Genomic DNA, 25,829 nt, shown 5'->3' with positions numbered 1-25,829 from the left:
ATTTAATTCGTGGTCCTCTAGGATGACGAGCGCCGACTGGAATTCCAGGGGCTTGACTTATCAATATCGGTTCATGGCGTGTTGAAACATGCTGCATCACGAAACAAGGCTGCTGAACTGTTCCATGCGCTCTCCGATGAGACGCGGCTCGAAGTCCTCGAGCAGCTGAAGGATGGCGAGCAGTGCGTCTGCGAACTGATGGACGAGATGAAGGCGGCACAATCCCGGCTTTCGTTCCACCTCAAGGTTCTCAAGAACGCCGGGCTGTTACAGGATCGGCGCGAGGGCCGTTGGATGTATTACTCGATTAACCGCGAGAGCTTGGAAGAATTGGAAGAACTGATCGTGGACTTGAAGCGCGGCGCCAAGGCAGCTCGCTCGTCTACCACGTGCTGTTAGCTTTTTTTGGCTCTGAAACATCAACTGTTCTTGATTTGTGGAGGTGCGCCATGAACCAACCTCGGGACATTAAAGCATTCGTTCGGTCTGAGTATGGCCAAGCGGCTCGGCAAGCCACCAAAGGTAAAGCGTCGTGCTGCGGATCCGGGACCTTACTCGAAGGCGATGCGTTGGATTCGATTACTGCGAATCTATACGAGGCACAGGAAACCGACGGCTTACCGGCTGAAGCGGTCCGAGCCTCCTTCGGCTGTGGGAATCCGACCATGTTGGCCACCATCCAGCCAGGTGAGACAGTCCTCGACCTCGGCTCGGGTGGGGGCATTGATGTCTTGCTTTCGGCACGACGCGTCGGCCCGACCGGTAAAGTCTACGGCCTGGATATGACGGACGAGATGTTGGAATTGGCCCGTGAGAATCAGCGCAAGGTCGGCATGACGAATGTGGAATTTCTCAAGGGCGAGATCGAAGCCATCCCGCTGCCCGACAATTCCGTGGACGTCATCATCTCGAACTGTGTCGTCAATCTCTCGCCCGATAAAGATCAGGTGCTCAAGGAGGCCTTTCGGGTCCTCAAACCCGGTGGCCGGTTGGCAGTGTCGGACATTGTGGTTCGGGGCGCGATGCCCAAGGAGATCCGGCAGAGCGTCGAACTCTGGGCGGGCTGTGTGGCTGGGGCGCTGGAACAGACGGCGTACCTGGAGAAACTCAAGGCGTCTGGATTTGAAGAGGCCAGCATCGAACCGACGCGGATCTATACTGCCGATGACGCCAAGGACTTCCTCGTGGGCGCGGGGCTCGACTCTGAGCGAGTCGCCAAGGAGATTGATGGTAAGTTCATCAGCGGCTTCATTCGTGCGGTGAAGCCGAAGACCGCGTGTTGTGCTCCCCATTGTTGTGCGTAATGCAGAATGCACCCACACGCTAAGTAGCGTTCGGAAACGGATTGAGCCGTTTGGTTTGCGCAGGCAGCGCAACAGAAAGCGGCGCGGCATCCATGATCGGATTTTCTCGTCGGCCTGCTGCTCGGTCGCCTGCTGCGGCGAGAAGCGAAGCTCGATGACGGCCAAGACAGTGGCTCCTAACTTAACAACAGCTCTTAACAATGTATATTCATCATGCAGCGCTCAGCGGGAAAGGCTGGCCAAACTTGCCTCCGAATAGAGACGGACCGCCAGGGACAGCCGTAAGTTGTTCGGATAAGAGGAACACCTCATCGGCTGACAGGTTCGCCATCGGGATATGCAAGGGGTCCTTCACGTCGACAATGCGAAACCAGGGAGCCGTTCCCATGGCATAAGGCAGGTAGAAACGCAAATCGGTCTCACGGCAGAGTCTACGAAAACGGCTTTCGCTTATACCCGGTGGCTCCACAGCCTGGAAAAGATCCCAGATAGGGACATACCATGCCCAGAGTCTCGTGAAGTTAAATACCGTTTCCATTTCATCACGAAAGCCCGCAGATGTTTCGCCGGAGTGAATCGATCGAGCGCAAAGCGTGAAAGGTTTTCGTTTCGATCCTAGACGCCTAATCAGAAAATCGACCGACGCATCCGTTATAGCAGAATCCGCTGTGCAGGCAACTGCCGCATTCTCCGTTTCGAACAGATAGCAATTCCAAAGCGTTATAAGCGAAGAGGGCATTTCGGCGTAGAAGGGGAACGCAGTCGCATGGATGTCCCCGATGGTTATCGTTTCACCGTGCTTCAGGCGGGTGACCTTTCGTCTTCGTCCCAAAATGCTATGGATGACGGCTACAAGATCAACTTCCCACATCCGGTCCGGATTGTAGTCAGGTACGATAATTGGGATGTCCTCGGACAACGCCATGAGAACTCCTAAGTTGCAATGATCAATGTCCTGATGGGTCACAAAGACAGCATCCAATGGGGGCATCTGCGCTGGTGATAACGGCATCACTTGGGGGCCGTATGGGTCAAAGAAAAAGCGGTCGCCAAAGCTGTCGGAAAAAGACCACTTCACATCCTCTTCGGTCCACCGAATATGCGGTCGGAGAAATGGGTCGACGCAAACCGATGATCGAGATGTCTGAAAGAGAATAGAGGCGTGTCCCAACCACGTCAGACGGTCTTTCTTCTTTTCGAGGAGGGTTTGGGGAACAATTTGCTCCGAGGGGTCGCTGTCTTCAATCAATCGTTGGGTTCGAAGGCCTTCAATGACCGACGAAAGATTTACATCACAGTTTTTAAGAGTTCGCGACAGGGCCTGTTCTGAGAGTCCATGTGAGAGCTTTGAAATAATGTTTGCAATCTGGGGCGTGCAGCGTCCTCCAGGGATACCAGGGACTTCAGTCCGTCGGTGGAGACCGTCTGGGAAGTTAATCCTCAACCGGTCAGCGTTAAATCCAATCCTATCGCGCGCGCTAGGGATTTCCGTAACACGGGGTTCTCCTGTTGTATCGATCCGCACCAGTTCACAGTGCGGCAAGCGACTGATGATCGTTTGAAGGTGAGACAGCGACTCCAATTCAGAGTACCGCCTTCGGAAGTTATCCAATAGGCTATTAAGATACGCGACCATGCCTCTAAATACTTCACACGTCTGGGATCAAACTGACTGTTCTGAGGTGTGAGCGGAGCCCGGCCAATCGAGAGCTCCGGCACGGTGAAAAGCGAGAGTCGCAGATGTCTATTGTGTTTCATGCAAAATTACCATGAGCGACAGCGCTGCACGAAGGTCCGAACAGAATTCCATGTATATATGATTTGGCGATTCATTCTCTTATGGCCGGATGCCTATCACCAGGATGAAAATTCGACTCCGATGTATCCGACAATCCGCCGGCTCAGGAGTTCGAGAATCGAACGTTTGCCACAGTAAATCTTGGCGTTGCCCGTCATCTCGGACCGTAGCAGCATGGACCGGTTTTGCTAACCGCCCAATTACTGATAGGTCTCTTCATATCCACATCTTCATCGCCTCCCGTCTTCGTACTTTGAAGAGACTTTAATATCAACCCATCTTCGGTCATCACTTCCAACCTGTTAGTAACCCCCACTTGCCATGTGTCAAACCATATCGCCTGATGGCCGGTGCAAAATGAGCCTACAAAATCCCGGCATTCGGCGAGTTGCTATCCCCCTAATGTCGCCCGCTGGCGCGGGCCTACCTCCACACATAGGGCCGGTTAGTCCCCGCCCTGATTGTGTGCTCCGGAGTTCCCGGGATCAATATCAGGGGAACCCTCGCTGCCGTTCCCTCTGCCTGCGTTGGGGTGTTCAACAACAACACCGGGGGCGATCCGCTCTTCCAGTTGCTCAATCACAAGCTCAACTTTCTCTCTCTTCTCCATGATGATTCTCCTTTCCTTGGTTGGAAGTGACGACCGAAGATGGGTGCTATAGGCTAAGTCCCGGCGACGCTAAAGGAACTTATTACGTATGAGTAGGAATACAGGAATACATGTATATTTGCCTCCCGATACAATTCTTCTGCTTCAGTACCATCGTAGTTTTCGGTTTCGGGTACGAGAGAAGCGAAAGCACACATCTGCTCCTTTGACTTCCTCTCCTATCGCGATATCCTGACGATTGAGACATCAGTACTCCATACTAGTACGTTAAATAGGCACACACTATTCAGGCCCTTCGATCCCTTTCCGGCCTTGATTCCTACCTATAGTCGCTCGCGCCACTCAATAGTTCAGCCAAGTACATTCGTCGGGGACTAATTAGAAATCTGGGAGCTCTTGGCTCTTAAGGCGAAGATGGACGGGAAAGATGGACCTCATCCATGTAGCGGCCGGCGGCGGGCTCCTCCGGACTGATGCTGTTTTGACGGGCGCTTAGGTAGGACGCGTACCAGTCCCTCCAGTCGTGCTCGGCGTGCGTCTTCTCGTAGTAGTCGTGGTGCTCGTCTCGCGGAGAAACTCTGCAAGGGTTGCGACGTCCATGGTCATGATCGCGTCGACTCCCATTCGCGGCCGGGAAGCCGCGTCTGGATCTCCTGGAGCAGCCAGCCGTTCCTGTCCGGATCGTCGAACGAGGCAAACGAGAAGTAGGAACGCCGTTGGGGGTCGCGCCAGCCGACGCGTGTGTTCCCCATGGCATTGTTGAAGGGGCCGCCGGTGTAGTGAAAGACAGTACATCGACGCGCGATGCAAGCGCCTCCGGGCCGTGTTCGCGCGATTGCGGACTTCTGCCGTAACCTTTGGCCGTCCACCGCGGTTTCCGCTTTCACCGGGCTTCCAAACGGATGAGGCGTCCCGCCGTTGTGTCCGCTTTTCCATCAGACGCTACCTGACACCCATATCCTTCGTTGGCGATAGACACCCAGGGACAGCAGAGTAAGGTGATCCTTTCCTTGTTAGGCCGTGACGGCAATGAACACTGTGGTGCCCAATAAACCAGGTAGCAGTGTTCCCTCCTCTTATGCCCACGTGTGGCCGAGTCTGCGTCCCGACGCGTGGGAGCGAGCAAACCTATACCACGTTGCACCGCTGGACGCAGGTTGTTCGCAAAATTCGATCGAAAGAACCCGCCCCAATCGGCGTTGGAAAACACAACGTTCCGCTTGGGTCCATTACCGGACAGCATTTAGATAAGACGTTCGGGGTGAATGGAGTCATAGACTCATACGGTGGCTGAAGGGCACGCGATGGCAACGGCTTCGGCGGCGAACACCGGTCAAACTGCTGGTGTTTCTATTGTCACAGGAAGGAGAGTCGATCAAAGCGCCGATGAAATCACCCGATAGCGCGAGGTGATCCTCTATTTCACCTGCGTGATGAAATGACCGCTGCCCAAGATGGTGTCGGCGCCACGAAGAAAGGTATCACGAATCTATGATCGCAGGCCGGTGGATTTGATTACCTGGTAGGAGCAAGACTGTCATGAGGAGCAATGGAAGGGGCTCGTATGGAGACGAATAGACCTTCAATGAAAGAAAAACCTCAACGCCCCAGAGTCGCCATCATCGGCGGGGGATTCGGCGGTCTGCATGCGGCGCTGGCCCTAGTCAATGAAGCGGTTGAGGTTACCCTCATTGACCGCAAAAACCATCACATTTTCCAACCATTACTCTATCAAGTGGCGTTGGGAGTGCTCTCGCCCGGCGAGATCACTGCGTCGTTGCGTCATATCTTCCGTAAATCACGCAATATTCACACCATTCTGAGTGAGGTGACCGAATTCGACACCACCGCGCGACGAGTGAAATTAATCGACGGCGCAGAGATCGCTTACGATTATCTGATCATCGCGGGCGGAGCGGGTCAGGCGTACTTTGGCCATGACGAATGGGAAAAGGCCGCGCCGGGATTGAAGACGATCGAGGACGCGGTGGAAATTCGCAGCCGATTGCTGCGGGCGTTTGAAATGGCGGAACGTAGAGCATACTTGACCGGCCGGCAAGAACCGTTGAACTTCGCCGTCATTGGCGGTGGTCCGACGGGCGTCGAATTGGCAGGAGCGATTGCCGACCTCGCTCGGCTGGCTCTTGCTAAAGATTTCAAATCGATCGACACGACAAAAGCGCGCGTCCAGCTGTATGAGGGCTCGCCGCGGGTTTTAGGCACATATTCGGAAGAATCATCCCGGAAAGCTAAGCAACAATTGGAGCAGCTCGGAGTCGAAGTATACACCGATAGTATGGTGACGGCAGTTGAGCACGGACGGATAAAAGTCCGAGACCAATGGATTGAAACAGACGTGACGCTTTGGACCACCGGAGTCCACCCTTCGCCGCTTGGCAAAAAACTGGGCGCAACAACCGACCGAGCCGGGCGAGTGCTCATTGAACAAGATTTGAGTATTCCCGGACATCTCGAGATTTTCGTGATCGGCGATATGTCGGCGCTCACCGATGCGAACGGCACACCGGTGCCGGGTCTCGCCGCGGCTGCGTTACAGGAGGGCAAAGCTGCGGCAGAGAATATCTTGCGCGACTTGCGTGGCAATGCCCGCCTTTCCTTCATCTATCAGGATCGGGGCATTCTAGCGACCATCGGACATCATCGTGCGGTGGCTCAATTCGGGCACAGGACTGTTTCCGGTTTGATCGCATGGCTTCTTTGGTCATTGGTCCACATTTTTCTGCTGATAGGTTTTCGCAACCGAGTAGCTGTGATGAGTCAGTGGGTATGGGCGTATTTGACACGCCAGGGAAGTAGCCCTCTCATCATGGACCACGAATTAAGGGAATGCGATTTGGAGCGAGCTCAGGAACCGTCCACTGAAGCCGGGAACAAGGGATTGAAAGAGCATGGATTGAAGCAAGAGCGAGTAATGAGAAGATAAATAACGTTCCCAAATCGTAGGGGGGTTGCCCATGAACATCAAAGACGTCATGACGACGAATCCCAGCTATTGCGTGCCCGGAGATCCATCCACCCGCGCTGCCCGCATCATGAAGGACAGGAATGTGGGCATTGTCCCCATTATTGAATCGGACATCGAGCACAAACTGATCGGCGTGGTCACCGATCGAGACTTATGCCTCGCCATCGTTGCGGAAAATGTGCAACCCGACACGGTCAAAGTTCAGCAGTGCATGACGACCGATATCGTGACCGTCCGGCCGGACGACGATGTTCAGAAAGCCATGTCCCTCATGAGTGAGAACCAAGTGCGGCGCATTCCCGTTGTCAATCAGGAGGGCATGCTTGAAGGCATGGTGGCGCCTGTCGACATCCTCCAGCGCGCGAACGTCTCATCGGACAAGACTTATGAAATCTTCAAGAAGGTGAGCGAGCCGACGGATCAGGCGAGCAAGCCGCGAGCCAAGATGACACAGAAGGCCACGTAGGACGTGCAGGGGGACCGACACGCATGCTGCGCTCTGCTGAAGCCCAATCGTTCTGGGACAGGATGGCCAAGGAAAAGACAGGGGAAGATAAAGGGCTGCAGATCCGACAACAGGATCAGACCGCAGACAAGGAGGACTTCCATGCCATACATCACCGTAAAAGATGGTACCGACATTTATTATAAGGACTGGGGTCAAGGTCCGGTCGTAACCTTCTCGCATGGCTGGCCCCTAAACTCCGACGCTTGGGACGGCCAAATGCTTTTCCTTGCCCAGAACGGCTTCCGTGTAGTAGCGCATGATCGGCGTGGCCATGGCCGGTCCAGCCAAGCCTCCTCCGGAAACGACATGCATGGCTATGCCGATGATCTTGCGGCCGTCATCGAGTCGCTCGATCTCACGAACGCCACGCTGGTGGGCCATTCCACCGGAGGTGGGGAAGTCGCGCGTTACGTGGCACGCCACGGGACGAAACGGGTTGCTAGAGTGGTTCTCATCGCCGCCGTGCCGCCGATCATGCTGAAGTCCGGAACCAATCCCGAGGGCCTGCCGATGGAGGTGTTCGACAACTTGAGGAGCGGCATGATGAAGGACCGCTCGCAATTCTATAAGGATCTGGCGGTGCAGTTCTACGGCGCGAATAGGTCGGACGCCAAGGTGTCGCAGGGGATGCTGGATCAGTTCTGGCTCTGGAGTATGCAGGCGGGTCTCAAGAACGCCTACGAAAGCATCAAGGCGTTCTCCGAAACAGACCAGACGGAGGATCTCAAGAAATTTGATGTCCCCACGCTGGTCATTCACGGTGAGGACGACCAGATCGTTCCCGTCAAGGACTCGGCGAAGAAATCGGCCAGGCTCATCAAGGGTGCGAGGGAAATCTACTATCCGGGCGCGCCGCACGGCATCACGGCGACGCACCAGGATCAAGTCAATGCCGACCTCCTTAACTTTCTCAAGGAAGAGAGTAAGGTGCATGCCGCTTAGCTGAATGAGACAGACAAAAAAATAGCTATGCTGACGGAGAGATGGATCAGGTCGGCTCTGTGCATGGCATGTGTACATTCATGATTTCGTGATGTTGAACGCCGTCACGAACCCGCCGGCTGCACGGAGATGAGGGACTCGGCCATGAAGTCGCCCCGACTCATCAAGGGAGCGAAGGACCTCTACTACCGGGTGCGCCACACGGGATTGGCGCAACGCATCAGGAGGTGGACCGAGCCATGAGTGCCCCTAGACGCGAGATTGCCGGAGTGGCCGTCCCGGACTCTCCACTCGTTGCACGTTCGATGGAAGAGGCGCGCGCTCTCTCCGAGCCGTACCTGTTCAATCACGCCGTTCGCTCGTGGCTCTTCGCGGTGCAACTCGCCGAGCTGCAGGGCGTTTCCTATGACGAGGAAGTCGTTGCAGTGGCGTCGTTGCTTCACGACGTCGGCCTCACGAGGGGGTACCAAGGCAAGCGGCGCTTCGAGGTCGAGGGAGCGGATGCGGCTCGGGCTCTGGCCAAGGCAGGGGGCGTGGACGACCGGAAAGCTCAGCTCATCTGGTACTGCGTTGCGCTGAACGCGACGCTGTCGATCAGCCCTTACGCCGAGCCGGAGGTCGGCATCTGTACGGTCGGAGCGGGTGCCGACTTCGCCGGACTACTCTACGAGCGAATCCCGAAGGCGGGCGCCGCGCGCATTCTCGACGCGTTCCCTCGTCTTCAGATGAAACGCCAGTTGCAGGAGTGCCTTTGCGGTGTGGCGCGAGCGAAGCCAGAGACTACTTACGATAATTTCGTTCGAGACTTCGGGGAGCGTTTCGTCGAGGGCTACAAGCCCGCGATCTCGGCCGTCGACCTTCTTTCGAACGCACCGTTCGACGAATGAGTCAATCCAAAGGAGCATTTGAGATGCAGAGTTTCCGGGTTTTTCTCGCCGCACATCGACAATTGCCTGTGCCGGGATCGCCCACGTTGGAATTGCTGGGGTTTCGGCGTCGGAGCGCAGGGCTCGGCTTGGCCGCAAGGTGGGCTGTCCACAGTAGTGCAGTGCGCAGCTAGGCCCAGCAGAGCTGGCAAGATCCCCTTTCCTAAAAGGAGCACACATTGAAGGAGATTTTTGTTGGAGGCAGCAAGGAAGGACTTGAGCAAGCACTGCAAGTCGTTGCCGCCCTCTCGGAAGTCAAGGACGTAAAGCCTCTGCTCTGGACAGAGGTCTTCAAGCTCGGCGACATCACCTTCATGGGTATCGAAAACGTTGCGAGTCGCGTCGCCGGTGCTGTTTTCCTTGCGACACCTGATGATGATTCCATCATTCGCGACAGGCGCGTCAGGACGCCCCAGGCGAACGTGTTGTTTGAGTATGGATATCTCACTGCCATGCTGACTCGAAGGAGGGTTGCACTTTGCCTGTACACCGGGGTTGAACTACCATCGGACTTCGCCGGTCTGACCTACGTTCCAATGGGTACGTTTGAGCCAACCAAGGCCGTCGATCATCAAGCAAGCGTAAAGCTCAAGTCATGGGCGAATGAGCTCCCCACTGTCCAAGATGGATTTTCGCCGACGTGTCAGCTGCATGGTTACTCAGGGTCATGGCAGGCTGAGACCGTGTACCAAACGTGGCGCCGTCTCCAATTCAAAGACCCGGATTACGCAGCTGTCACCGGAAAGATGATTCTGCAGATTCCACCCAATGGGGACGGTGGTACCGGCTGTTTTATCGGTAATATGCAAGTCCAGATTGGTAGTTGTTACGCTGAATTTGAGGAGTGCGACCGAGTTCTCGCTGTCAAAGTATTTGGCGATGGAAGCATGAAAATCCGCGGCGCGGTGCAGAGTCGACAGCGCATCAGACTGGAAGGTGATCCTCCGCAGAGGGACGGATTCGAGCAGGACTATCGAGGGGCCCGGGAGATCGAATTGTTCATGTACTGTCCTCCTGGCGAGCTTGGCGTCCTCTGTGGACATTTCGCAAGTGAAGTCGGAGGCAACATCTACTCGAAGGCAACCACAAAGTGGTACAGGTAGTTATCGCACATGAATGTAGCCCTAGCACTGTGCCGTGGGCAACAATCCACCCGCCGCCTGGCATCGATTCGTACACGGAGTTATATCCGGCTTGCTGAGATCGCTTGTGCCTTCAAGCGCCATGCCGGTCACGATTGCGGATACGATCGCGGCGACGACGGCAAAGGGATGAGCAGCAAATTCAACACACCGTAAACGGGGCGAATGCCGCCAGCACCTCGCCAGCGCCAGAATTCATCCCACCAGACTCGCCATCTGCATCGCATGTTCCTCAGCGGTTCCCCTGCTCTAAGAACAATGCGAATGCGTCGCACTTGGTTCCGGGCGCACCAAAGAGGCCATCAGCTATTGTTATGCGGCCTTGATCTCCCCTGATCCTCGGGTTCTTTTTCGTACAGTGCGCGTAGAAGTGACTAGCGATTAGTGTTAGAATTTGCTTCTAAATGGTCGTGCTGTGACTACGGCCGGCAGGGTTTAAGCGAAATGTCCAAGCGGCACTAAGAGGCTAGATCCGTTCAGCGATCTGGAGTGACTGATTGCAGGGATCGTGGTTCTTGGTTCTGCGCGTAACTCCGGCGTTTAGTGTGTGCAAGACGTCTAAGGTGACAATTCGATGAGTACGGATCAACCAACGCTGCCCTCCGCCTCGGACACATTCAGTATCCGGGAACTGGTAGATGCCAGCCCCGCGACGATTTCCTTGATCGATACGCAAAAATGGGAAGTGCGATTTCAGAACTGCTCGAGCCGGACCATGTTTGGAGAAGTCGTCGGAGGGCACTGTCACGAGAAGTTCATTGGATCGCCAGCCCCTTGCACGTTTTGTCGCGCGACGGAGGCATTGGAAACCGGCAAGACGACCACCTCTGAAGTGGCTTTGGCCGATGGGCGATGGATCATGATCCAATGGGCTCCCATCCGGAGCGGGCAAACGTTCTTGGCCGTAGAATCTATGATCGATGTCACGGAAAGCAAAAGACGGGAAGAGGAAGCGCGCCGGTTGAAAGATCTCTTCGAGCATCAAGCCACAATCGATCCATTGACGGAATTGTTGAATAGGCGTGGATGGACTGAGCTTGCCGAACGGGTGTGGTGGCGCGCGATCCAAAACCACGAAGTGGTAGAAGTCATGTTATTGGACATTGATTATTTCAAAGAGGTCAATGATCGGTTTGGCCATTCAGTGGGGGATCAGGTGCTGCGGCACGTCGCGGGAGTGTTACGTCATCAAACCAGGCCGGGTGATCTCCTGGGCCGGTGGGGTGGTGAAGAGTTTGTCTTGCTGTTGCATCCTCCCGTCGCTGATGTGCAGGCGATCGGCGAACGCATTCGTCAGGCAGTGGCCCATTCACCCATGTCCATTGATGGAATGACGTCTCCAGTGAATGTGACGATCAGCATAGGCGGAACGACCTACGATCCGAATGGAACCGAGCCGGGCGGATTGGATCTCGCGCTCGTCGGCGCAGATCGAAATTTGTACAAGGCAAAGAACGCAGGGCGCAATCGGGTTTGTGTCTGATGGTTCGGAGCTACTCTTTATCGGCGCTGCTCGTTCGGAACTTGTTCAAGATCGTTCCGCTTCCCCTAACCTCTCCCACGACCTGGTCCAGCGTACACTGATGAGGATCTTTTTCCGGACGCCAGCGTAAGAATTTCGTGCCGTGTCGAAAGCGGCCTTGTGAAAAATAGTCGTATTGCACTTCGCACACCAGCACGGGATCGAGCGGTTCCCAGTCGTCGCTCTGCCGCTGTGACCAGCGGTTTGGGCCACCGGGCGCTTTTCCGCTGAACCCTGCTCCCCCCTTCAAGGGCTCGATCACTTTTTTCAGCCCGGCACGGTCCTCTTTGCTAAACGAAGACGTAAACCCTACGAAATGGAGTATATCGTCCGTATCATGTAGCCCTAAGAGAAGCGAGCCTATGGTATGTACTGAGGTAGCCCTGAGTGTATCTGTCTTTGCGCGTGTCGAACTGTAGCGGAAGCCACCGACTACACAATCGGCCGTCTTCACATGTTTCACCTTGATCATGGCATCACGATCACCGGGATGATACGGCTCGTGAATGTTCTTTGCCATCACCCCATCGAGTCCATATGTCCCCAGATCGGTGAACCATCGTGATGCAATGGTGTGATCTTTGGTAGCCGGCGACAATTGAATGAGGTGATCGGCCACGGAAGAAAAAAACTCTTCAAGATGTTTGCGCCGTTCGATGAGGGGTCGACTCATGAGTGGCGAGCCTTTCCCTGAGTCGCATAAGAGATCGAACGCCACAAACGAGGCCGGTGTATCTTTGGCGAGCTTCGCGATCCGCGACGCTGCGGGATGGATCCGAAGCAGCAGATCGTCGAACGATAGGCGTCCATCCCTGGGCACAACAATTTCTCCGTCCAAAACAAATGCACGAGAGGTCAGTGACTGAAAGGCGCTCACTAATTCAGGAAAATACCGGGTGAGCGGCTGGCCGGATTTGGATTGCAGGGCGACCACCGAACCATGTCGAAACACCAGGCACCGGAACCCATCCCACTTTGGTTCGAATTGCCACTCATTCCCATCTGGAAGCCGGTCCGCCCGCATGGCTTCCATAGGGGATACAGGAATCGGAACGGGGAGCGACAAGTCAGGGAATGTACCCTCCTCCAATTTCCTGGCAGTATTCACGGGGGAGCGTCGAGTAATGGGCATCATGTCTCCGGAGTCGCCGCAAGGGTATACAAATTGAAACGTTGTTTACCGAGCATAGGTTTCCACAAATCGCCGGTGTTCTCCAGAAGAGCCGGCACGTTATCTATACGGTAATCCGATAGTCGGATGCCGCCTTGAACCTCGCGCCACGTGACCGGCATCGATACGGTCGCCAACGGCTTCGGGCGAGCGGAATAGATGGAGGCCAAGGTGCGTCCCCACGCATTTTGATTGTAATCCACCAAGACCCGACCATAGGGTCTATTCGCAATTCGATATTCGGCGGTCACAAGGTCGGGATAGCGGGCTTCCAGCGCTTGCGCAATGTCTTTGGCGACCGTCCATACCTCTTTTTGTACGGGCTCCCGGACGATGGGTATATAGATATGGAGTCCCTTGGAGCCGGTTGTTTTTACGTATGTCGGCATGTGAAGTTCGTCGAGAAGTTCGCGTAATTTTAGCGCGACGTCGCAGACGCGTTCGAAGTCGGCGCCGGGGCCGGGATCCAGGTCAAAGTTGAGAAAATCGGGACGATCATAATCATCGCAACGGCCGTACCACGGATTCAGGTCGATGCATCCGAGATTAACGACCCATAGCAGCGTCGGGAGATCCTGAACCAGGACAAAATCAATGATGTTGCCGCGCCTGTGCGGGATCGAACAGATCTTGATCCAGTCCGGTCGTGGACTAGGCGCACGCTTCATAAAAAAGAACTCTCCTTCCGCGCCGTTCGGATAGCGTTTCATCACCATGGGATGGTCAATGAGATGTGGGAGGAGATATCTGGACACATTCACATAATATTGAAGGAGATCCCGTTTGGTGATTTTGTGATGAGGCCAGAATATCTTTCGCAAGTTCGTTAAGCGGATCTCTCGACCATCAACGGTCAGTGTCGCCTCATCCTGCTCGATGGGGATGATCAATTGTTTTCGCATAGGGGAATGTCAATGATGCAGAGGCCGCTTACTGAATTCATTTTACCCGCTAGCCCAAAGAGTGGCAGTCGGTGAGCGGATTGCTTTTCGTTTCCCTCGCCCCTACAATGTGCCACCGAAACCATGCCACGCCGCACTGTTACGACCGCTCCGTCACCGCCTCGTTCCAAGAGCCGTCCTACTCGTTCCCCGAAGCCTCTTGTAATCATCGAAGCAGGAGCGAAGCGTCGTTTTCAAATGCGCCTGCTGAAGTGGTACCGCCAATACGGCCGTGACCTTCCCTGGCGCAAGACTTCCGATCCATACAGAATTTTGGTGTCCGAGGTCATGCTGCAGCAGACGCAGGTGGATCGGGTCATCCCGAAGTATCATGAGTTTCTCGAGCGCTATCCCAGCTTTCATCATCTCGCGGAGGCCCCATCCGACGATGTCAAAAAGACTTGGTATCCGCTGGGGTACAATATTCGCCCGTTGCGGTTGCACAGCATTGCCTGCGAAACTGTGGCCAGGTATGGTGGAACGTTGCCGAAGGAATCGGAGGAACTCCTGTCCTTCAAGGGCATTGGTCGCTATACGGCAGGAGCCATTCGTTCATTCGCGTTCAACGAGGATGCGCCAATACTCGATACCAACGTGATGCGAGTGCTGCATCGAGTATTTATCGGAACCGGCGATCCCAAAGCGCAAAAGACTGCCCTATGGCAACTTTCTGAGGCCTTGATCCCTAAAGGAAAAGGATACGATTTCAATCAAGCGTTGATGGATTTTGGCTCAATGGTCTGCAATGCTCGCGATCCATATTGTCTTCTCTGTCCTATGAAAAGCTTTTGTAAGACCTATCCGTTCGAGGCCAAGCGCTAAGTGCCATTCCATGGTGGAGAAAACCATCATTCAAGTGGCGGCGGGATTGATCGAAAAAGATCGTCGTTACTTAATCACGAAGAGGCCGGCAGGGGTCCATTTGGCAGGGTTTTGGGAATTTCCCGGCGGCAAACGAGAAACGGGAGAATCGCTGGAACAGTGTCTTTTGCGTGAGCTGAAGGAAGAACTAGGAATCGATATCACGCCCGGGCCTCCCTTTCACATCATCAGGCATGAGTATCCGGAGAAGCTCGTCGAGTTGCATTTTTTCCGCTGCACCATCCAACGTGGCGAGCCGCAAGCGCTGGGGTGTGAAGAATGGAGATGGGTCGAACCTGAGGTCCTGGCCAACTACGAATTTCCCCCGGCTGATCGACCGATTATCGATATGCTGCAGCGGATGCCGGATACCACATGAGGATGCATGCACTTTCCTCTGGACGCACAACTCGATGATGGCACTGCCATTCAATTTGTGTCGGCCGACACTCGCGATATTGAACCGTTGCGTCGCCTCTATCGTGTGATCGTTCACGAGGGGACATCCTACCCACACGACGAGTTCCCCGGCGATGAGGAATTTCAGGACTATTGGATCAGAGGAAAAAGCACCGTCGTCGTTTACTTGGCGGATCGCCTTCATGATGAACGGATGCTGGGCGCATTCTATCTGAAGCCAAATTGGCCGGGCCGTGCCCGTCACGTCGCGAATGCCGGCTTTATCGTCGACCCGGAGTGGCGTGACAAAGGGTTGGGCCGGCTACTAGGCGTAACGATGTTGCGATATGCCAGGGAGCTTGGCTACCGAAGCGTGCTTTTCAACTTGGTATTTTCGGAAAACGTGACGGCTCGCCGACTATGGCAGAAATTGGGCTTTCAAGAGTTGGGCGTTATCCCAGACGCGGTTCTGAAAAATGACGGCACGTTTCAAGATGCGATCATCATGTGGCGGTCGCTGATTGAAGAGGGATCAGCGGTTAGCGAGCAATTCTCAGCGAAGAACAGTTGATTGCTGACACTGATTGATGAGAACTGTACGATGAAAATTGTGCTCGACATCGAAACCACCCAATCTCCACGCGAAGAATGGGCGCGAATTGCCGGCTGCCTGCCTCTTGTCGATCCGTTATGCCTTGAAAATGCCGAAGACCTGTTTGCTGCATCCGAAGCCGAAGAGCGGAAGAAAAGTGAGGATGAGCTGTATGAAAAATCATCCTTCGACGGCACGTACAGCCGCATCGTCTGTATCGGAATGATCGTCTTATCCGATAGCCTAGACCCCCACGGGGCTGTTTCATGGTATGGCGCCGATGAAAAAGAATTGCTTCGGCAATTCTGGGCCAAAATGGCCCAGCTTCGGCCCGCGCTGGTCATTACACATAATGGACTCGGCTTCGATTTGCCGTTCATCAAAAAACGCTCCATTATTCAGCAGGTGAAACCCACGTGGGATATGCCGTTGGCCAAGTTCAGATCGGAACCGGTGTACGACACGATGGCGATCTGGAGTAATTGGGAGATGCGTGGATGGGTGAAACTTGATGTGCTGGCGCGAGCCCTGAAGGTTGAGACAAAGACCGGCAGCGGAAAGCAGGTCGCGGAGATGTGGGCGAAGGGACTCGGCAAGGACATCGCGGAATACTGCTTACAAGATACCTACGTGACCTATGCCTGCTACTGTCGCATGAATTTCCGGGAGCCGCTGTCAAGCAGCGTGATCTTGTTGAATCGTGAATTAGTCGAGACGCCTTGACGGCGCTAAGATGCTACTTCCTACACTATGCTCATATTCAACTGTTTGAATTATCTCTGCTCGTCTGTTTGTGGATCACCGAACATCGTGTTCTCCGTGACACCAACAGGAGAAGAATGAACGAGTTGATGTAAATACGTCGATGGAGATAGAAGAACAAGTCTGGATGGGCGCCGGATCGATTAGGGCACGATATCCGGTGACTTTGGTGTGGGTTTTGGTTTTTTTCTCGTCGAATCCAACGGGGAGTCGCGTTCGCTGAGTTGGCGGCGGAGTGATTTCAGTTCTTTCTTTAGGTTTTCAAGTTCCATGTCCTTCTTGATCACGAGGTCTTTCAGTGCCCTCACTTCATCGGACTCACCTGTAGTGGCCTTGCTCGATTCAGTTGACTCAGAAACAGAAGACGGGATGCGTGGCCCCTCTTCCGTCTGAACAAGAGATTTTTTAGGATCCGAGACAGATGCAAACGCAGCCGTGGCCGCCGCCGCTGCCAGAGATGCGGCAGGATCTGGCCTCGGCGCTTTTGCCAATGCTTCATAATCGATGACGATGGTATTGCCATCCGATTGCTTATAGTTATCGGGCCGTAGAGCTGATTGCGGAACGAACCGGACCTCGCGCTCCTTGAGACCGGTCGGATCGGGGTAGTACCGGTTCGGCCCGCTGATGACATCCGGCTTGCCCTGTCGATGGCGGTACTCATCGAGCGTTACATGTAAAGAACGCCCATGCGCATAGAGTGTCCCCTCGGTCGTTTCTTTTTGTAGCCCACCAGTGGGTGTGGGGAATGAGCCGATACCGGCGCCTCCACCAGCTGGCAGCTCGATCGGGCTGACGAGATGCACAACGCGAAATCGGACCTGCTGCTCTGCGGTGGCTTGCGCAAGCGCTGAAGAGATCAGCGGCGCGAGAAAGGCCGTATCTTCGTCCGAGAAGACCCGATCCGGTTTGGCATTGAAAGTGAACAACGTTTTAGCTGCGGTTTTGGGCTCGCCAACTTGAATGCCGTTGAGCACGTGCGTGATCATGTCTCGGTTCAGTTTAATCGGATGCGTGGCTTGAACATTCCGATCGGCCATGTGTTCCAAATAGACGCCGCCTTCGGGACCATCATGGACAATGACATCGGCACGCGGGCCGGACGCGCAGCTCACCAGCGCCATGAACCCATAAATTATCGCAGCAACATGGAAGAGAGGCATGAATGAATGTCCTTCGATGGGCCGTCAGTGTAGCACAATAGTGAATAAGTCGGCAGGGAAAACCGCGGGTTGACCGCGGGGTCGGTAGTTTGCTAATAGTAATAACATCAATGCGCAAGGGAAGACGATGTAGTCTCTCCCTTCGCGGTGCGGGGACAATGACGTCCTTTTGGTTTACACGTAACCAGGAGGGCGTTTTTTTATGTCTCCTACAGCGGCGTTTCGATCGATCATGCCTACTGTTGTCGTGACCTTGGCGGTAAGCATGGGCTGTGCAAGCCAAAGGCTTGAGCCAATTGCTTCTTCCAATCTCCAATTACACGATGCGATAGAAGAACGGGATGCGGCCGCCGCGGAGGTCGTCAAAGCCATCGGACGGTACTGTTCACTACAAACCCACACAGTAGAATCGAGAGAGCGATGCGTCATCGGCAAGGAGGTGGAGATGGCCTTCATCGCCGCGGTGGAATCAGGACATCGTCTCGATCTGCCCGAGATGACCTCCGGAGAACTGCTGGTGCAGTGTGCAGGTGAGGGACGGTCCACGGTATGCCGGCGGAGGCCGCCGGCATACGCCGAACTGTGGGACCGGGAGTGATCGATGCTTTCAACATGGTCTAACTTAGTAGACCTGGCCGTGCGGCAGCTGCCTCTGATAATCACGGGCGCGCTGGTCGGCGGCATCTGCGGACGCTAAAGCATCCTTCGCGAGTTCTCGTGTTCGCGTTGCCTGGAGTTCGTCCTGGCGTTGCGCATAGAGGTTGGCCTCCAACTCCAACCGCCTCGCCATTTGCCGCAACTCCGCCGCTTGCTGCCGGTATTCGAATACCAAATCACTGGTCTTCCGCAGACCTGGGCCCGGAGCGGTTGCCATGCCGGCGGCATCGGTCATTGATGGGCGATCCGGTGACGTTGCCGCACAGCCCGGCAGCATGGCGGACAACCACAGCACAGTTGCCGCTGTGGCAAGCATTCGTGATGGGATTCTCATCTTGCGTACCTCCTTTCACCCTTTTATCATACCATTCAGGAGTTCCGAACGAGGTACTCGCCGTAGACGGCTATTGATCATCATGCCGTCATCAACATGGCATCTTGACAGAGATAGCGTGATGGGATTATAAGTAGCCGCCCGTGTAAAATGCGATGGGTTGGACAATGGGGTCCAATTCGTGCGGCACGAGCAAAAGAAAGTTTGTGAGGACAATGACGTCCTTTTGGTCCATGAGTGGACCGGAAGGGCGTTTTTTTTTGGCCTGAACCTTCCGGTCCGTGGCAGCTCCCATGACATACGGACACGGAGGACATAAGACGATGAACAGATACGGGAGAAGAGAGCGACGCGTGCCGTTGTTCTTTATTGGATGGATCGTCATGGCGGCATGGGTACTGACTGTGCCGCTTGTGTTCGCTGCAGAGACCGAGCCCGCAGGAGAAGCCGCTGGTGCGGGTCGTATCACACGAGAACAGGAGAAGCCCGTCGCACATCTGTGCGCCGGCTGTCTAGCACCGATTTTTACCGATGGCAGTAGGGGAAGCATCACCCCGTATGGACGCATCGAGTTGGATGCGATCTATAGCAATCGCATGAACAACCCGTTGGACCCGGGGCAGTTCAATGGGTATGCCACGGCAGCCGGAACCTCGAGCAATAGCTCCACCACCTTGAATCCGCGGTACAGCGTATTCGGACTGCGGGCGGAACGCACAGACGGAGTCCATACGTTGACCGGCGTGGTTGAAATCGATTTTTACGGACAGACGGACAATGCGGGCAACTTGCCACCGCGTCTCCGTTTAGCCAACGTTCGCTATACGAGCGGCCGGACGAGCCTTACCGTCGGTCAGGACTGGACGCCCGTCATGCAGCTGCATCCCGACCTCATCGATTTTTCCATCATGGGCTACAACGGTAATCTGTGGCAACGTCTCCCGCAGATAACTCTTCGTCACGACTTCACCGAACATCTGCAGGGCTTACTGACCGTGATGCGATTTGAGCGTGGCCTCACGCAGTGCTGCGGTCAAACACAAGTTCGGCCGCTTACGCCACCTGCGACATCTGCAATTGGTGGCAATCAAGCTACCATTAATGCGTTCAATGATCCCGATCAACACCCGTACTATGGAACTCGCTTAGCGTGGTCGGGATCCGGTTCCACGCAGGGGATGCTCGCGGCAGTCAGTGCGGCCTATCGGTATTATCGATCCGCTCCGGTACCTGGCGCATTGGCAACAGGAGCTGGAAGCAATCCCAACTTCGTTTCCGGCCGCGACATCAACTCCTATGTCGTCGGCGGCGAGTTGGTGGTGCCGATCACGAGAAACATCAAGTTCTCGGGCGAAATTGCGTACGGCCAGGCGCTCGGCGTCGAATGGTTCCGCTTCAATCAGGAATTGAATCTGGTCAACGGCAATCCGATTCGGACCTTCGTGGGCTGGGCTCAGTTGAGCTGGGCCGCCTCGAAGGACTTCACGTTCTTGGGGGGCTATGGATGGGACAACCCACTCAACTCCGATTTGAAGGGGAGCCAAATCATCAACACTCCTGGGTCGAACATCCAGTACCTCCTGAACCATCGCACCTATGCGACGGTGATCCATCCCATCTGGGCCGATTTCTACACTGGCTTTGAATGGAATCACCTGATGACGGAATGGGCATCGGGTCAGCATAACCAAGGCGATAACTATATGTTGTCCTTCTGGTACAACTTCTGATTGGATGCTGAAAATGGCGTCATTCTCACCCACCCACCCCAAGCGCGCCGAGACGCGCCTTTTGCCCGACCTGCGTTCGCGGTTCGAAACAATCCTTAACGTACCCCGGAGGGTACGCCTCGGACTTCTCTTCGGCCGCGGCCTTGCTTGGGAAGGGGCGTGTCTTGGCGCGCCTGGGGTGGGCGGGTGGAATGGATGACCATTTTGAGCATCCTCAACGAATGATTGAAGGAGCCAATACGATGAAAGCGAAATCAATGAACGATGAAAATACAGAAGACAACAGCAGCAATCCATCGCGACGGGAATTTCTCGCCAGCAGTTCAAAGCTGGCCTATGGAGTTGGCGCCGCCGCGCTCTTGGGGAATCTTGGCAATTGGGCCCTGTCCTATGCGGCCGACAAGGAGCCGATTAAAATTGGCGTCCTGCATTCGCTCAGCGGCACGATGGCGATTAGCGAAGTCTCATTGCGCGATGTGGTCTTGATGGCGGTTGAAGAAATTAATGCGAAGGGTGGCGTATTGGGGCGAAAGATTCAGCCTGTTGTCGTAGATCCCGCCTCCAATTGGGACCTCTTCGCTGAAAAGGCAAAGCAGTTGCTGCTGCAGGACAAGGTCGCCGTAGTATTCGGTTGCTGGACCTCGGTCAGCCGTAAATCGGTGCTCCCGGTGTTTGAGAAGAACAATGGCCTCCTGTTCTATCCGGTCCAGTATGAGGGCGAGGAATGCTCGCATAACGTATTCTATACGGGGGCGGCGCCCAATCAGCAGGCGGTGCCGGCTGTCGAGTACCTCATGAGCAAGGAAGGCGGTGGGTTTAGGAAGTTTTATCTTTTGGGAACGGACTATGTGTATCCGCGGACGACCAATAAGATTCTTCGCGCGATGTTGATAGCGAAGAAGGTGCCCGAAGCCAATATCATGGAAGAGTACACGCCCTTCCACCATCAGGATTATCAAACCATCGTCGGCAAGATTAAGAAATTCTCAGCCGGCGGAGGCGCCTGCGTCATCAGCACCATCAATGGCGATAGCAATGTCCCGTTCTACAAAGAATTCGCGAATCAGGGACTTCGCGCCGAAGATGCGCCGATCATGGCATTCAGCGTTGCAGAAGATGAATTGCGCGGCATGGATACGGCTCCTCTCGTCGGGCATCTTGCGGCATGGAATTATTACGAGAGCGTCGATTCTCCGCAGAACAAAAAGTTCGTGGGGGACTTCAAAGGATACTGCAAAAAGAACAATTTGCCGGACGGCGAGAAGCGGGTTACGGACGATCCGATTGAAGCCGCCTATTTCGGCGTGCATGTATGGAAGCAGGCGGTCGAGAAAGCCGGAAAGACAGACGTGGACGCGGTTCGTAAGGCGGTCTATGGGCAGAAGTTCTTGGCGCCTGGCGGCGAGATCAAGATGGATGAAGGTAATCACCACACCCATAAGCCGGTCTTGATCGGCGAAATTTTAAAGGACGGCCAATTCAAGACAGTATGGCGGACCAAGGGGTTGGTAAAGCCCGAACCATGGAGCGAGTACACGAATCCTGACAAGGGATGTGACTGGATCAGTCACCAGGGAACCTATCAGAAAAAAGCATAGCCGGGTTTGAGTTAGAACTGGCTGGCATGGCGGAACTCGCTATGCCGGCCAACCGGCAGCTTGCCATCGTCAGAATCCGAAAGATACCCCGGCCAACACATGAAGCTATTTTATTGGATCGTACTCGTCGGGCTCGTTGTACCGTGCAGTATTGGAGCCGCCTGGGCGGCAGACGCCACCGTCGCGCCGCCTGCGCCGTCTGGTATCGAGCAGAGCTTGTCAAATTTGTCGAATGAGGATTCAGCCCTCCAAGAAGCAGCAGCGACTGCCTTGATGGCGAGCGGGGATGTAAACTTGCTGCCGAGGTTGGAAGAATTGCGCGCGAATGCGGACCGCAGCCTTCGGATGGTCATCAAACCTATCGTTGATCTGTTGAAGAATAAGGCCAAATTGGCCAGCGAAGCCGCCGACGATCGCCGAGCAGCCGCGACGGATCTTGGGTCACTCGGTAAACCGGTTGCTCTTCCGTGGATGGAAAGCGCGCTGCAGCATGAATCTGATCGGTGGGTTCGCTATACGCTCGAAGAATCGATCAATATGATCAGACTGTCCGCGGCCGATCCGGCCGTTCAAGCCGCAGCGGCAACAAAGCTGGGAGAATTACACAGTCAGAACGCCGTGCCGATGTTGAAGGAGTTGGCTGTCGGTCCATCCGAACCCGTCGCCACCGCGGCGCGTGCGGCGATTGAGCGGATTGAGACGTGGGGCAGTTGGGCCAGCGGCTTTGAAACGATCTTTCGCGGCATCAGCCTGAGCTCGATTCTCTTGATGATGTCCCTCGGACTTGCCATCGTCTTCGGACTGATGGGCGTCATCAATATGGCGCATGGGGAACTGATGATGGTGGGAGCCTATGCAACCTACGTCGCCCAGGAATTATTCAAAGCGTATTTGTCGCCGACGCTCTTCGATTATTATTTTTTCTTTGCGCTTCCACTGTCCTTCTTCGCTGCCGGCCTCTGCGGGCTGGCTTTAGAAGCGACGGTAATCCGCTTTCTCTACGGCCGGCCACTTGAAACCATGTTGGCGACCTGGGGTGTCAGTCTGGTCATGATCCAAGGCGCGCGCGTCTATTTCGGTGACCTGACTTCCGTGGTGGCCCCAAGCTGGTTGAGTGGAGGCATGCAGGCGATGGTTGGGGTATATCTGCCCTATAACCGGCTCTTCATCATTTTTCTGTCAGTGCTTTGCGTCGTAGGGATTTATTTGTTGCTCTTCCGCTCAGGTCTGGGACTTCGCGTGCGAGCCGTCACACAGAATCGTAATATGAGTGCTTGCCTGGGCATTCCGACCCGAAAAGTCGATGCCTACACATTTGCTTTCGGATCAGGGTTGGCTGGAATTGCAGGATGTGCGCTGACATTGGTCGGAAATGTCGAGCCGGGTTTGGGCCAGAACTATATCGTGGATTCCTTCATGGTAGTCGTCACCGGCGGAGTCGGGAAACTAGCCGGTACCATTGTAGCGGCTATGGGCATCGGCGGCCTGAATAAGTTACTGGAACCGAGTTTCGGCGCCGTCTATGGTAAAGTCCTTATCCTCGTGTTGGTTATTCTGTTCTTGCAGTGGCGGCCGTCGGGGTTGTTTGCGATGAAGGGTCGCAACGCAGATGCGTAAACGGCTGCTGAAAAGAACTCCAAGGGTGTGCTCGGTCGATTCGACGCCTCAACCTACTTCCCAGTACGCCTTGACATCAAAGCTCCTGCGGCCTTGCTCGGGAAGGGGCGCGTCTTGACGGGCCTGGGGCGGACGGGTGAAATAAGGCTCTTTTGAGCAGCCTTGGATTTATTGACATCCCATGAAGCAGATAGAAGAAAGAGAACTCGGCAAGGATCGGAGCGATAGTCTGTCCTTCTGGATCATCGGCATCTTGCTACTGGTCGTCCTTCCTGTACTGAACGTTCTGCCGCCGGAAGACTCCTGGCTTTACGTGTCTGATTTCAGTTTGAACCGGTTTGGTAAATTTCTGGCGTTCGCAATTTTGGCGCTGGGACTCGATCTTATTTGGGGATACACCGGCATTCTGAGTCTAGGCCACGGGGTCTTTTTCGGCTTAGGGGCTTATTGCATCGGTATGCATCTCATGCTGTCGATCGGATCGGAAAGCGTGTACGGCAGTGCGCTGCCGGATTTCATGGTGTGGAATCAGGTCAAGGAGCTTCCCTTCTTTTGGAAGCCGTTCAACAGTTTTCCGGTTGCCGTGCTGGGGGCCATTCTTGTGCCGACGGCCTTTGCTCTGGTGTTCGGGTTTCTGGCGTTTCGCAGCCGGATTCGGGGCGTTTACTTTGCCATTATTACGCAGGCGCTTGCCCTGTCCGCGTGGCTGGTATTCAACCGCAATGAAACGAATCTCGGCGGGACAAACGGACTGACGGATTTCAAAACCATTCTCGGATTCCGGCTCAGCGACGCAGGCACGCAACGCGCACTCTACATCCTGACGGTCTTGTGTCTTGGCGGCGCATATCTGTTGTGTCGCTGGATTATCAAATCGAGAGCTGGGAGGGTCTTGGTCGCCATTCGCGATAGCGAACAACGAGTGCTGTTTTCGGGCTATTCGCCGTCCAACTACAAATTGTTTGTCTTTGTCGTCTCCGCTGCGCTGGCGGGGCTTGCCGGCATGCTCTATGTGCCACAGGTTGGCATCATCACCCCGGCGCAAATCGGCGTCTTGCCTTCGCTGGAAATGGTCATTTGGGTCGCGGTGGGCGGACGAGCGACGCTTGTCGGGGCCATTCTTGGAGCGGTGGGTGTCAATTTTGCTCGTAGTATTCTCACGAATCATTTCCCAAGTCTCTGGCCGTTCTTCCTTGGAGGGCTGTTCATCGCCGTTGTGCTGTTATTCCCGGATGGTTTAGTCGGGATAGGGCAGCGGCTGCGTCGAAGTTGGCGGGGATTCAGAAAGCCGATCGTGACATCCGAAGCAGTTGTGAAAAGTTAGCATGAACATTTTGGCTATGCTTCTTGTCTGTGATTTTGCGTTCGGCCTTCAGGCTCCAGGACTATCATGACGGAGCGTGGCTCAATTATTTACTTAGAAGGCGTGACCGTCGATTATGACGGCTTCAAGGCACTCAATAATTTGAACTTCATCGTCAACTACAACGAATTGCGCGTCGTCATCGGCCCGAACGGGGCCGGAAAAACGACTCTCCTCGATGTGATTTCAGGAAAAACGAAGCCCGCTGCCGGCCGCGTGATTTTTGGCAAAGACACTGATTTGATTGGGCTCAGGGAGCACGAAATTGCGACCCTCGGTATCGGCAGAAAATTTCAAGCTCCGTCGATCTATGGCAATTTGAGCGTGTGGGAAAACCTTGACTTGTCCCTGCGGCGACCGAGCAAAGGCGTGCTGGCCACCTTACTCGGCATCTCGACGCCTGAAGAACGGGAGCGGATTGCACGTACCCTCGAGACAATCGGGTTGAAAGATAAAGCGCAGACACGTGCCGGGTCGCTTTCGCACGGCGAAAAACAATGGTTGGAAATCGGCATGGTCATTCTTCAAGATCCATCTTTGCTCCTCGTGGATGAGCCGGTGGCGGGCATGACGGATCGAGAGACGGAGCAGACCGGTGTGCTCCTGCAATCCTTGGCCGAAAAGCATGCCATCGTTGTGATCGAACATGACATGGAATTTGTACGGCAGATTGCGCGGACAGTGACGGTTCTACATGAAGGCACTGTGATTTGTGAGGGCCCCGTCGAAAAAGTACAGGCTGATCCGCGTGTGGTGGAAATCTACTTGGGTCGATCAAAGGTCGCCCATGGATAATGGGATGCTGAAAATGTCCTTATTGCACCTACCTTACCCCACGCGCGCCAAGACGCGCCCCTTCCCGACTAGCGTTCTCTGCTCGTCAACGTCCTCAACGTACCCTAG

Annotated in this window: 25 protein-coding genes; 18 read left to right on the top strand and 7 right to left on the bottom strand. The window is 54.9% G+C overall.

Going from position 1 to position 25,829, the window contains the following annotated elements:
- Positions 1-81: 81 nt before the first annotated feature.
- Both ACWHYZ_RS16445 and ACWHYZ_RS16440 read left to right on the top strand, forming a co-directional pair.
- Positions 82-399 carry an ArsR/SmtB family transcription factor gene (locus ACWHYZ_RS16445; RefSeq protein WP_447983762.1) on the top strand — a complete coding sequence of 106 codons (318 nt, stop codon included), beginning with the start codon at positions 82-84 and terminating at the stop codon, positions 397-399.
- Between the two features lie 50 nt (positions 400-449).
- Positions 450-1,304, top strand: coding sequence for an arsenite methyltransferase (locus ACWHYZ_RS16440; RefSeq protein WP_447983761.1), 855 nt, complete (start codon positions 450-452; stop codon positions 1,302-1,304).
- A gap of 211 nt (positions 1,305-1,515) precedes the next feature.
- On the opposite strand, the gene ACWHYZ_RS16435 is transcribed toward ACWHYZ_RS16440, so the two are convergent.
- The 3 genes from ACWHYZ_RS16435 to ACWHYZ_RS16425 form a co-directional block, all read right to left on the bottom strand.
- Positions 1,516-2,940: an MBL fold metallo-hydrolase gene (locus ACWHYZ_RS16435; protein WP_447983760.1), complete on the bottom strand. Its 1,425-nt coding sequence runs from the start codon at positions 2,938-2,940 to the stop codon at positions 1,516-1,518.
- A 607-nt stretch (positions 2,941-3,547) separates the two neighbouring features.
- Positions 3,548-3,712: a hypothetical protein gene (locus ACWHYZ_RS16430; RefSeq protein ID WP_447983759.1), complete on the bottom strand. Its 165-nt coding sequence runs from the start codon at positions 3,710-3,712 to the stop codon at positions 3,548-3,550.
- A 602-nt stretch (positions 3,713-4,314) separates the two neighbouring features.
- Positions 4,315-4,599 (bottom strand): hypothetical protein, encoded by a 285-nt coding sequence (locus ACWHYZ_RS16425; protein ID WP_447983758.1) that lies wholly within the window; start codon positions 4,597-4,599, stop codon positions 4,315-4,317.
- A 698-nt stretch (positions 4,600-5,297) separates the two neighbouring features.
- Here ACWHYZ_RS16425 and ACWHYZ_RS16420 point away from each other — a divergent pair.
- The 6 genes from ACWHYZ_RS16420 (at position 5,298) to ACWHYZ_RS16395 (ending at position 11,699) form a co-directional block, all read left to right on the top strand.
- Positions 5,298-6,656 carry an NAD(P)/FAD-dependent oxidoreductase gene (locus ACWHYZ_RS16420; protein WP_447983757.1) on the top strand — a complete coding sequence of 453 codons (1,359 nt, stop codon included), beginning with the start codon at positions 5,298-5,300 and terminating at the stop codon, positions 6,654-6,656.
- A gap of 31 nt (positions 6,657-6,687) precedes the next feature.
- On the top strand, positions 6,688-7,164 hold the full coding sequence (locus ACWHYZ_RS16415; RefSeq protein WP_447983756.1) for a CBS domain-containing protein: 477 nt from the start codon (positions 6,688-6,690) through the stop codon (positions 7,162-7,164).
- A gap of 141 nt (positions 7,165-7,305) precedes the next feature.
- Positions 7,306-8,148, top strand: a complete 843-nt coding sequence (locus ACWHYZ_RS16410; protein WP_447983755.1) for an alpha/beta fold hydrolase — start codon at positions 7,306-7,308, stop codon at positions 8,146-8,148.
- Positions 8,149-8,387: 239 nt separating this feature from the next.
- A complete protein-coding gene (locus ACWHYZ_RS16405) occupies positions 8,388-9,035 on the top strand; it encodes an HD domain-containing protein (protein ID WP_447983754.1) in 648 nt (215 codons plus the stop codon).
- 218 nt (positions 9,036-9,253) lie between these two features.
- Positions 9,254-10,177: a TIR domain-containing protein gene (locus ACWHYZ_RS16400; protein ID WP_447983753.1), complete on the top strand. Its 924-nt coding sequence runs from the start codon at positions 9,254-9,256 to the stop codon at positions 10,175-10,177.
- 613 nt (positions 10,178-10,790) lie between these two features.
- Positions 10,791-11,699, top strand: a complete 909-nt coding sequence (locus ACWHYZ_RS16395; protein ID WP_447983752.1) for a diguanylate cyclase — start codon at positions 10,791-10,793, stop codon at positions 11,697-11,699.
- Between the two features lie 10 nt (positions 11,700-11,709).
- Here ACWHYZ_RS16395 and ACWHYZ_RS16390 read toward each other — a convergent pair whose 3' ends face one another.
- Together ACWHYZ_RS16390 and ligD are read right to left on the bottom strand one after the other, a co-directional pair.
- Complete coding sequence (locus ACWHYZ_RS16390; RefSeq protein ID WP_447983751.1) at positions 11,710-12,873, bottom strand: ATP-dependent DNA ligase; 1,164 nt, start codon at positions 12,871-12,873, stop codon at positions 11,710-11,712.
- Positions 12,870-13,811, bottom strand: a complete 942-nt coding sequence (gene ligD, locus ACWHYZ_RS16385) for a non-homologous end-joining DNA ligase (protein ID WP_447983750.1) — start codon at positions 13,809-13,811, stop codon at positions 12,870-12,872. The genes ACWHYZ_RS16390 and ligD overlap by 4 nt, the downstream gene beginning before the upstream one ends.
- Positions 13,812-14,048: 237 nt before the next feature.
- Here ligD and ACWHYZ_RS16380 point away from each other — a divergent pair, with 237 nt between their 5' ends.
- Genes ACWHYZ_RS16380 through ACWHYZ_RS16365 form a run of 4 tightly spaced genes read left to right on the top strand, consistent with a single transcriptional unit; the run spans position 14,049 to position 16,425 of the window.
- On the top strand, positions 14,049-14,672 hold the full coding sequence (locus ACWHYZ_RS16380) for an A/G-specific adenine glycosylase (RefSeq protein ID WP_447983749.1): 624 nt from the start codon (positions 14,049-14,051) through the stop codon (positions 14,670-14,672).
- Positions 14,673-14,682: 10 nt separating this feature from the next.
- Positions 14,683-15,090, top strand: a complete 408-nt coding sequence (gene mutT, locus ACWHYZ_RS16375; RefSeq protein ID WP_447983748.1) for an 8-oxo-dGTP diphosphatase MutT — start codon at positions 14,683-14,685, stop codon at positions 15,088-15,090.
- Between the two features lie 6 nt (positions 15,091-15,096).
- Positions 15,097-15,681, top strand: coding sequence for an N-acetyltransferase family protein (locus ACWHYZ_RS16370; protein ID WP_447983747.1), 585 nt, complete (start codon positions 15,097-15,099; stop codon positions 15,679-15,681).
- A gap of 30 nt (positions 15,682-15,711) precedes the next feature.
- Positions 15,712-16,425 (top strand): 3'-5' exonuclease, encoded by a 714-nt coding sequence (locus ACWHYZ_RS16365; RefSeq protein WP_447983746.1) that lies wholly within the window; start codon positions 15,712-15,714, stop codon positions 16,423-16,425.
- A gap of 182 nt (positions 16,426-16,607) precedes the next feature.
- Here the strand turns inward: ACWHYZ_RS16365 and ACWHYZ_RS16360 are convergent, their stop codons facing one another.
- Entirely contained in the window at positions 16,608-17,627 is a 1,020-nt protein-coding gene (locus ACWHYZ_RS16360) for a hypothetical protein (protein ID WP_447983745.1), read from the bottom strand.
- Between the two features lie 202 nt (positions 17,628-17,829).
- Between ACWHYZ_RS16360 and ACWHYZ_RS16355 the strand changes: the two genes are divergently transcribed.
- Positions 17,830-18,225 (top strand): hypothetical protein, encoded by a 396-nt coding sequence (locus ACWHYZ_RS16355; protein ID WP_447983744.1) that lies wholly within the window; start codon positions 17,830-17,832, stop codon positions 18,223-18,225.
- A 24-nt stretch (positions 18,226-18,249) separates the two neighbouring features.
- On the opposite strand, the gene ACWHYZ_RS16350 is transcribed toward ACWHYZ_RS16355, so the two are convergent.
- Positions 18,250-18,618, bottom strand: coding sequence for a hypothetical protein (locus ACWHYZ_RS16350; RefSeq protein ID WP_447983743.1), 369 nt, complete (start codon positions 18,616-18,618; stop codon positions 18,250-18,252).
- Positions 18,619-18,941: 323 nt separating this feature from the next.
- Here ACWHYZ_RS16350 and ACWHYZ_RS16345 point away from each other — a divergent pair, with 323 nt between their 5' ends.
- From ACWHYZ_RS16345 to urtD, 5 genes are all read left to right on the top strand, one after another.
- Positions 18,942-20,348, top strand: coding sequence for a hypothetical protein (locus ACWHYZ_RS16345; RefSeq protein WP_447983742.1), 1,407 nt, complete (start codon positions 18,942-18,944; stop codon positions 20,346-20,348).
- A gap of 242 nt (positions 20,349-20,590) precedes the next feature.
- Positions 20,591-21,946 carry an urea ABC transporter substrate-binding protein gene (gene urtA / locus ACWHYZ_RS16340; RefSeq protein WP_447983741.1) on the top strand — a complete coding sequence of 452 codons (1,356 nt, stop codon included), beginning with the start codon at positions 20,591-20,593 and terminating at the stop codon, positions 21,944-21,946.
- Between the two features lie 99 nt (positions 21,947-22,045).
- Entirely contained in the window at positions 22,046-23,563 is a 1,518-nt protein-coding gene (gene urtB, locus ACWHYZ_RS16335) for an urea ABC transporter permease subunit UrtB (RefSeq protein ID WP_447983740.1), read from the top strand.
- Between the two features lie 181 nt (positions 23,564-23,744).
- The gene (gene urtC, locus ACWHYZ_RS16330; protein ID WP_447983739.1) at positions 23,745-24,887 is read left to right on the top strand and encodes an urea ABC transporter permease subunit UrtC; all 1,143 of its coding nucleotides are present in this window, start codon (positions 23,745-23,747) and stop codon (positions 24,885-24,887) included.
- A gap of 66 nt (positions 24,888-24,953) precedes the next feature.
- Positions 24,954-25,721, top strand: a complete 768-nt coding sequence (gene urtD, locus ACWHYZ_RS16325) for an urea ABC transporter ATP-binding protein UrtD (protein WP_447983738.1) — start codon at positions 24,954-24,956, stop codon at positions 25,719-25,721.
- The last annotated feature ends 108 nt before the right edge of the window (positions 25,722-25,829 follow it).

The organism is Nitrospira sp. Nam74 (assembly GCF_965152615.1).
The sequence above is the reverse complement of the archived record's forward strand: the minus strand, read 5'-3'. Positions and strand labels throughout refer to the sequence as shown.